This window comes from Mesorhizobium sp. M7A.F.Ca.CA.004.12.1.1 (assembly GCF_003997835.1).
GTDB lineage: Bacteria > Pseudomonadota > Alphaproteobacteria > Rhizobiales > Rhizobiaceae > Mesorhizobium.
The window spans coordinates 1-1,956 of the sequence record NZ_RZRK01000993.1 but is presented as its reverse complement, the minus strand read 5'-3'; the positions used below and the strand labels follow the sequence as shown (position 1 = coordinate 1,956).

The window sequence follows — 1,956 nt, the reverse complement described above, 5'->3', positions numbered from 1 at the left end:
ATCATCTATGTCGTCATGAACATGGTGATCTCGGTTTCGGTGGCGCTGCCGGCTGCCTACGCTTTCTCGCGCTACCGGTTCCTCGGCGACAAGCACCTCTTCTTCTGGCTATTGACCAACCGCATGGCGCCGCCGGCGGTGTTCGCGCTGCCATTCTTCCAGCTCTATTCGGCCTTCGGGCTGATCGACACGCATATCGCGGTGGCGCTGGCACACTGCCTGTTCAACGTGCCGCTGGCGGTGTGGATCCTCGAGGGTTTCATGTCCGGCGTGCCGAAGGAGATCGATGAGACCGCCTATATCGATGGCTACTCCTTCCCGCGCTTCTTCCTAAAAATCTTCATGCCGCTGATCGCCAGCGGCGTCGGCGTGGCCTGCTTCTTCTGCTTCATGTTCTCATGGGTCGAGCTGCTGATCGCGCGCACCTTGACCACGACCGCCGCCAAGCCGATCGCGGCGATCATGACGCGCACGGTCTCGGCCTCCGGGCTCGACTGGGGCGTGCTCGCCGCCGCCGGCGTGCTCACCATCCTTCCAGGCGCGCTCGTGATCTGGTTCGTCCGCAACTACATCGCCAAGGGCTTTGCCCTAGGGAGGGTGTGATGAAACAAACGCACGAGTTCATCCGCAACACCATCGCCAAGGGCTTCGCCCTGGGGAGGGTATGACCATGAACCTCACCTGGATGGCATGGACGCTGCCAACGGCGATCTTTTTCATCACGATCCTGGTGCTGCTCTGTGGCATGGCGGTCTGGGAATACGCCTCGCCCGGCGGCAATCCCCGGGTCGGCGTCCTGCGCTTCGAGACGACGCGCGGCGACCGCCTCTTCGTTTCGCTGCTCGGCAGCGCCTTTATCCATCTCGCTTGGCTGGGTCTTGTCGGACCCAACCTGTGGTGGGCTCTCGCTCTCTCCGTAGTCTACGCCGTCGGCGTGTTCCGCTACGTATAGAGGGGGAAACTGTTGGAGCGACCGCGTGCCGACGACCGCTCCAGATCGCACTTGAAACTTGAAAAGTGGAGGAAACGAAATGCGAAGGCAATTTTTAACATCAACGACTGCGCTTGTCCTGCTCTGGGGAGCAGGCCAGGCCTATGCCGGAATGGACGAAGCCAAGACCTTCCTCGATACCGAAATCAAGGACTTGTCGACGCTCGATCGCGCCGGCCAGGAAGCCGAGCTGCAATGGTTCATCGATGCGGCGAAGCCTTTCGCCGGCATGGACATCAAGGTGGTCTCCGAGACCATCGATACGCATAGCTATGAGTCCAAGGTTCTGGCGCCCGCTTTCACCGCGATCACCGGCATCAAGATCACCCACGACCTGATCGGCGAAGGCGATGTCGTCGAAAAGCTGCAGACGCAGATGCAGTCGGGCGAGAATATCTATGACGCCTACGTCAACGACTCCGACCTGATCGGCACGCACTGGCGCTACCAGCAGGCGCGCAGCCTGACCAAGTGGATGGCGAATGAGGGCAAGGACGTCACCAACCCCAACCTCGACCTCGCCGACTTCATCGGCACCAAGTTCACGACCGCTCCGGACGGCGACCTCTACCAGCTGCCCGACCAGCAGTTCGCGAATCTCTACTGGTTCCGCTACGACTGGTTCAACGACGAGAAGAACAAGGCCGATTTCAAGGCCAAGTACGGCTACGACCTCGGCGTTCCGGTCAACTGGTCGGCCTATGAGGACATCGCCGAGTTCTTCACCGGCCGCGAGATCGACGGCAAGAAGGTCTATGGCCACATGGACTACGGCAAGAAGGACCCGTCGCTCGGCTGGCGGTTCACCGATGCCTGGCTGTCCATGGCCGGCAATGGCGACAAGGGCCTGCCGAACGGTCTTCCGGTCGACGAATGGGGCATCAAGGTCAACGAGAAGTCGCAGCCTGTCGGCTCGTGCGTCGCGCGCGGCGGCGACACCAATGGCCCGGCTTCCGTGTATTCGA

At 61.2% G+C, this 1,956-nt stretch carries 3 protein-coding genes; all 3 read left to right on the top strand.

Annotation, left to right across the window (positions count from 1 at the left end):
- The coding region (locus EN984_RS32715) for a carbohydrate ABC transporter permease (RefSeq protein WP_164765836.1) at nt 1-603 on the top strand (603 nt) is incomplete at its 5' end.
- 67 nt (nt 604-670) lie between these two features.
- Nucleotides 671-952, top strand: a complete 282-nt coding sequence (locus EN984_RS32710; protein ID WP_127269597.1) for a DUF2160 domain-containing protein — start codon at nt 671-673, stop codon at nt 950-952.
- Between the two features lie 79 nt (nt 953-1,031).
- Nucleotides 1,032-1,956 (top strand): ABC transporter substrate-binding protein (locus EN984_RS32705; RefSeq protein WP_164765835.1); only part of this gene is annotated, 925 nt, incomplete at its 3' end.